General features: G+C 73.2%; 5 protein-coding genes. All 5 read left to right on the top strand.

Annotation, left to right across the window (positions count from 1 at the left end):
* The coding region (locus ACRDSK_RS30735) for a LuxR C-terminal-related transcriptional regulator (RefSeq protein WP_431444897.1) at positions 1-427 on the top strand (427 nt) is incomplete at its 5' end.
* A gap of 217 nt (positions 428-644) precedes the next feature.
* Positions 645-1526, top strand: a complete 882-nt coding sequence (locus ACRDSK_RS30730; RefSeq protein WP_431444896.1) for a hypothetical protein — start codon at positions 645-647, stop codon at positions 1524-1526.
* A 135-nt stretch (positions 1527-1661) separates the two neighbouring features.
* On the top strand, positions 1662-3470 hold the full coding sequence (locus ACRDSK_RS30725; protein ID WP_431444895.1) for a dynamin family protein: 1809 nt from the start codon (positions 1662-1664) through the stop codon (positions 3468-3470).
* A complete protein-coding gene (locus tag ACRDSK_RS30720; protein WP_431444894.1) occupies positions 3467-4933 on the top strand; it encodes a dynamin family protein in 1467 nt (488 codons plus the stop codon). Before ACRDSK_RS30725 ends, ACRDSK_RS30720 begins: the two co-directional genes overlap by 4 nt.
* A gap of 25 nt (positions 4934-4958) precedes the next feature.
* On the top strand, positions 4959-6425 hold a 1467-nt coding region (locus ACRDSK_RS30715), incomplete at its 3' end, for an Hsp70 family protein (protein WP_431444893.1).

The raw sequence follows: 6425 nt of genomic DNA, 5'->3' as shown, positions 1-6425 counted from the left end.
GCTGTGGGCCGAGGTCCTCGCCGGCACCGCGGCCCCGCCCGACACCGTGCTCGCGGTGACCGACGACCTCGCCGCCGCGCAGCTGCCCTGGGAGGCCTCCCGGCTCGCCGGTCAGGCCGCCATCCACACCGCCGACCCGGCCGCCGCCCGCCGCCTGCTCGAACGCGCTCGCGAACTGTCCGAACCGGAGTCCGCGGCTACCGAGCCGCAGCCGGCCACCAACCGGGCCAGCGGCCTGTCCGAGCGCGAGCTGGCCGTCGCCAAGCTCGTGGTCGCCGGGAGCACGCACAAGGAGATCGGCGCGCAGCTCTACATCGCGCCCAAGACCGTCGAGCACCACGTCGCCCGCATCCGCGCCAAGCTCGGCGCGGGGTCGCGTGCGGAGCTGCTCGCGATGCTCCGGGAGATCGTCTCTGACCCTGGGTGACCGGGCGAGCGCCAGGTGCTCCGTTCGGTCGCTGTGCAGGCGATTCGTGGATGTTTCTGTGTCCTCGCCGACACGTCCGAGGGCTAGCCTCCGATCTATCCCCTAGCGGCCCCCCTGCGTCACGGGGGTCTCCCCGATGCCCGGACGCGGCCCGCCACCGCACTCTGGCGTCACGCCCGACGAAGACCCGGGCCGCAGCCCGATCCAGGAGGAACCGATGCCCATCAACGTCAGCGAACTCATCCAGGAGTTCATCCGCAACCTGATGACGGACAGGAACTTCGCGGCCCAGTACGCGAAGGACCCCAACGGGATGCTGGCCGCACAGGGCGTCACCGACCACGATCTGTCCGCAGTAGACATGCAGGCGGCCGTGCAGTCGGCATGCGCCGACCCGTCCGTGTCCCCGGAGACCAGATCCGCGGTGCAGAGCGGGTACGGCGGCGGTGGTGGGCCGTCCGGCGGGCAGAGCGCCACCGGTGGCTTCGAGAACGTCGTGCAGCACCTCAACTACGTCACCCAGGTGACCTACGAGGGCGACGAGATCATCACCAACGTCATCGACCAGAGCGTGGACGTCGACGTCACGGGCAACGTCTTCGGCGACGTCGAGGTCAACGCGGCGACCGGCGACGGCAGCCAGGTCATCGACGGCGACAACCTCGGCCAGGCCAACACCGGCGACGGCGCGGTGCTGGCGGGCGGCGACGCCACGGGCGTCAACACCGGCATCAACACCGGCGTCAACGCCGGGGGGAACGTCGAGAACGCGGTCGTCGGCGACGACAACCAGACCGCCCAGGTCAGCGGGGACGCCGAGGACACCGTGTTCAACTTCGGCGACGGCGACGTGTCCAACGTCAACGACAACACCCTGGGGGACGGCTCGGCCATCGCGACCGGCGAGGGCGACGCCAGCGGCACGGACATCGACGTCGAGGACAACGACACCGAGACAAACGTGGTCACGGCCGTCCAGGACAACGACACGACCATCGTCGAGGACAACGACATCACGGTGAACGAGGACAACGACATCGCGGTCGTGGAGGACAACGACACCGCGGTGAGCGGTGACGACACCCTCGCCGCCCAGTAGCCCTCACACCACGGAGCGGGCAGGACCGGGCCCCGGTGTCATGTCCGGCGGATTCGGGATCCACCGGACACGACACAGGCCGGACCGCCCGCTGCGGCGTGTTCTGACCGACCGACAGTCCACACAGGAGCGATCATGACCAAGTCGGCCACCGCACCGGCCCCCCGCGCGACGGACCTGGTGGACCTCGGCCTGCGCGCGTGCGAGGTGTTCGACCGGCCGGACCTCGGGGCCCGGCTCGCCGAAGCCAAGCGCCGGCTCGCCGACCCGGTGATCAACGTGGTCATCGCGGGCGAGTTCAAGCAGGGCAAGAGCTCGCTGGTCAACGCCCTCGTCGGCGCGCCGATCTGCCCCGTCGACGACGACGCCGCCACCGCGGTGCCGACGTTCGTCCGGCACGGCGAGACGGCGAGCGCCGAGCTGTGGCGCGAGGGCGAGAACGCCCCGCGTGAGCCGGTCGAGCTGAACGACCTGCGCCAGCACATCGTGGAGAGCACCGAACCCGGTACCACCGGCCCGGCCCGGGTGACCGGCGTGGAGATCCGGCTCCCGCGCACGATCCTCGCCACCGGCCTGGTCCTCGTCGACACCCCGGGCATCGGCGGGCTCGGTTCCGCGCACTCCGCCGCGAGCCTCGCCGCGATCTCGCTCGCCGACGCGGTCCTGTTCGTGACCAGCGCCGCGCAGGAGCTGACCCGCAGCGAGATGGAGTTCCTCCACCGCGCCCGGTCGATGTGCCCGACCGTGGCCTGCGTGCTCACCAAGACCGACTTCTACCCGGCGTGGCGGCGAATCCGCGACCTCGACGGCGGGCACCTGGGCACCGCCGGCGTCGACATCCCGCTGATCCCGGTCTCCTCGGCGCTGCGGGCCCGCGCGGTGAAGAACGGCGACACCGGGCTCAACACGGAGTCCGGCTTCCCCGCGCTGATCCAGCTCGTCCGCGACGAGGTCGGCGGCACCGCGGAGAAGCGGCTCGCGCGGGAGGCGGCCGCCGAGGTCGTCGCCCTGTGCGACCACCTCGAGACGTCCTTCGCCGCCGAGCGGGCCGCGCTCGCCGACCCCGTCGCCGCGCAACGGGTGGTCGACGAGCTGACCTCCGTGAAGTCGCGGGTGGAGGCGCTGAAGTCGGCCGCGGCCAAGTGGAACCAGACGCTGTCCGACGGCATCGGCGACCTCACCTCCGACATCGACTTCGACCTGCGCGCGCGGATCAAGGAGGTCACCAAGGAGGCCGACGCGGCCATCGAGGCCGGCGACCCGGCCGACACCTGGGCCGAGCTCGGTCCGTGGCTGCAGGCGCGGACGGCCGCCGAGCTGTTGACGAACTACCAGCTGCTGCGCGACCGCGCGACCGACCTGAGCGAGCACGTCGGCGAGCACTTCCGCGAGGCCTCCGGCGGGCTGTACCGCCACGTCGACGTGCACGACCCGACGCCGCTCGCGGACACCGGCGGGATCGGCGAGGACCTCGACCTGAAGAAGATGCGCGCGGGCAAGCAGGCCATGGTGGCGCTGAAGAGCGCCTACGGCGGCGCGATGATGTTCACCCTGCTGGGCAGCATGGTGGGGATCATGCTCGGCCCGATCGGCATCGGCATCGGGCTGGTGCTCGGCCACCGCGGGCTCAAGGAGGAGAAGAAGCGGCAGATCCAGAAGCGGCGCACCGAGGCCCGCAACGAGGCGCGCCGCTACTGCGACAAGGTCACCTTCGTCGCGGGCAAGGACTCCCGGGACACGCTGCGCAAGGTCCAGCGCGAGCTGCGCGACCACTACACCACGCTGGCCGAGGAGCTGAAGGAGTCCAACGCCAAGGCGCTGTCCGCCGCGGGTGACGCCGCGAAGAAGACCGAGGCCGAGCGCGACAAGCGGCTCCGGGACGTCGACGCCGAGCTCGAGCGGCTGCGCCACCTCCGCGAGCTCGCGGGGGCGGTGGCGAAATGACCCTCATGGACCGCACCCGGATGGTGCTCGCCCGCTCGCTCGACGTCTATCGCGGCACGCCGTACGCGGAGCGGCTGGCGGGGCTGCACGAGCGGCTCGACCAGCCGCTGCGGGTCGCGGTCGCGGGGCGGGTCAAGGCCGGCAAGTCCACGCTGCTCAACGCGCTCGTCGGGGAGCGGCTGGCGCCGACCGACGCGGGCGAGTGCACCCGGATCGTCACCTGGTACGAGGACGGCCACACCTACCAGGTGCGTGCGCACCTGGACAACGCCGCGCCGCGGCAGCTGCGGTTCGCCCGCGAGAACGGGCAGCTCGACATCGACCTGGGCGAGCTCAAGGCCGAGGACGTCAAGGAGCTCGTCGTGACCTGGCCGGCGCAGGCGCTGCGCGCGGTGACGCTCGTGGACACCCCGGGCATCGGCTCGCTGACCGAGGCGGCCTCGCGGCGCACCTGGGACCTGCTGGTGCCCGAGGAGGAGGAGACCCCGGCCGACGCGGTCGTCTACCTGATGCGCCACCTGCACGCGGGCGACGTCGAGTTCCTGCGCGCGTTCCACGACTCGGAGGTGTCGCGGCCCAGCCCGGTGAACGCGATCGGCGTGCTGTCGCGGGCCGACGAGATCGCCGTCGGCCGGCTCGACTCGATGGCGTCGGCCCGGCGGGTCGCGTCCCGACTCGGCGCGGACCCGAACGTGCGGCGGCTCGTGCAGTCGGTGATCCCGATCGCGGGCCTGCTCGCCGAGACCGCGGTGACCCTCACCGAGGAGGAGGTCGGGCAGCTGCGCCTGGTCGCGGACCTGGAGGTGCCCGACGCGGAGGAGCTGCTGCTGTCGGCCGACCGGTTCGTGTCGAGTCGGCCGGAGCTGGGCCTCACCGAGCTCGAGCGGACCTCTCTGCTCGACCGGTTCGGCGTGTTCGGCGTGCGGCTGGCGACCACGATGCTGCGCCGCGGCGTCGCCGGCACCGCGACCGACCTGGCCCGCGAGCTCGCCGAGCGCAGCGGGCTGAACGACCTGCAGGACCTGTTGTCCTCACTGTTCTTCGAGCGGCGCGACGTACTGAAGTGCCGCTCGGCGCTGCTGGCGGTGGCCGAGGTGTTGCGGGCGCGGACGTTGCCCGGCTCGGACGCGGTGGCCGCGGAGGTCGAGTCGGTCGTGGCGTCGGCCCATCCGTTCAACGAGCTGCGGGTGCTGTCGGGAGTGCGCTCCGGGTGGGTGTCGGGCAAGGAGGAGGTCGTCGCCGAGCTGGAGCGGGTGATCGGCGGCGCCGGCGGCCTGGCCCACCAGCGGCTGCGGCTGCCGTCCGACGCGCCCGGCAAGGAGCTCACCGCGGCGGCCACGGACGCGCTGACGCGGTGGCAGCGCCGCGCGGAGAACCCGCTCACCACCTACGAGCTAGCGGTCGCCGCCAGGGTGGCCGTCCGCTCGTGCGAAGGCATGTTGGCAGACCTGTCCCGTCATTGATCATCACTGACTCTCGGAGCACGCAATGTACGCACTCGGCATCGACCTCGGCACGACGTTCACCGCGGCAGCGGTGTGGCGGGACGGGCGCGCGCAGATCGTGTCGCTGGGCGGTCGCGGCGCAGCGATCCCGTCGGTGGTGCTGCTCCGCGAGGACGAGACGTTCCTGACCGGCGAGGCCGCGAACAGACGCGGGCTGACCGAGCCGAACCGCGTGGCGCGCGAGTTCAAGCGGCGCCTCGGTGACACGACGCCGATCCTGCTCGGCGGGACTCCGCAGTCGGCCGAGTCGCTGATGTCGCAGCTGCTGCGTGCCGTCGTGTCCGAGGTGGTCACCCGGGAGGGTGGGCCGCCGTCGACGGTGTGCGTGTCGCACCCGGCGAACTGGGGCCCGTACAAGATCGACCTGCTGCGCCAGGCGGTACGGATGGCGGACCTGCCGTCGGTCACGTTCGCCACCGAGCCGGAGGCCGCGGCGGTGAACTACGCGCGGGAGCAGCGGCTCGGCGTCGGCGCCGTGGTCGCGGTGTACGACCTGGGCGGCGGCACGTTCGACGCGGCCGTCCTGCGGCGCACGGCCAACGGGTTCGCGATCCTCGGCGAGCCCGAGGGGATCGAGCGGCTCGGCGGGATCGACTTCGACGCGGCGGTGTTCAACCACGTCCGCAACGCGCTGGGGACCAAGCTCGACGACCTCGACGAGGACGACGCGGCGGCGATCGCGGCGGTGGCCCGGCTGCGCGAGGAGTGCGTGGCGGCGAAGGAGGCCCTGTCGGCGGACACGGACACCGCGATCCCGGTGCTGCTGCCGTCGGTGACGACCGAGGTCCGGCTGACCCGCGGTGAGCTGGAGGCGATGGTCCGGCCGGCGCTGCACGGGTCGATCGAGGCGCTGCAGCGGGCGGTGCGCTCGGCCAACCTCTCGCCGGACGAGCTGCACTCGGTCCTGCTGGTGGGCGGCTCGTCGCGGATGCCGATCGTGGGGCAGCTGGTGTCGGCGGAGCTGGGTCGCCCGGTGGCGGTGGACACGCACCCGAAGCACGCGGTGGCGCTGGGGGCGGCGTGGCTGGCCGGCGGGGGCATCGGCGGCGTCGGTGGCGGCATGGCCGGCGGGATGCCGGGTGCCGGTGGACCTGGCGGTCCCGGCGGGCCGGGTGCTGGTGGACCCGGCGGGCCTGGTGGCCGGCTGGGTGGGGCCGCGGCGGCCGCGGGGGCCGGTTTCGCGGCCGGGGTCGGCGCGGGCATGGCGGCCGGTGGCGAGGGCGGCGGAGCTGGACGCGCCGGCGCGAGTGCTGCCGGCGTCGGCCGCGGTGGAGGAGTCGGACATTCCGCGGCGGCCGGGGGCCAGGCCGGCACCAGTGCCGCCGGACGTGGCGGGAGCGCCGTGGGCGGAGCCGCCGGGGCGGGTGGACAGGCCGGCGCCGCTCATGGCGGGGGAGGCGCTCCCGGTTCCGCCGGCGGATCAGCCGGTGCGGGCGGCGGGCGATCCGCC

This window comes from Actinophytocola sp. (assembly GCF_050699915.1).
GTDB lineage: Bacteria > Actinomycetota > Actinomycetes > Mycobacteriales > Pseudonocardiaceae > Actinophytocola.
The sequence above is the reverse complement of the archived record's forward strand: the minus strand, read 5'-3'. Positions and strand labels throughout refer to the sequence as shown.

Coding starts and splice junctions, on each gene's coding strand:
- ACRDSK_RS30730 (WP_431444896.1), top strand. CDS start 645: ATGCCCATCAACGTCAGCGAACTCATCCAGGAGTTCATCCGCAACCTG.
- ACRDSK_RS30725 (WP_431444895.1), top strand. CDS start 1,662: ATGACCAAGTCGGCCACCGCACCGGCCCCCCGCGCGACGGACCTGGTG.
- ACRDSK_RS30720 (WP_431444894.1), top strand. CDS start 3,467: ATGACCCTCATGGACCGCACCCGGATGGTGCTCGCCCGCTCGCTCGAC.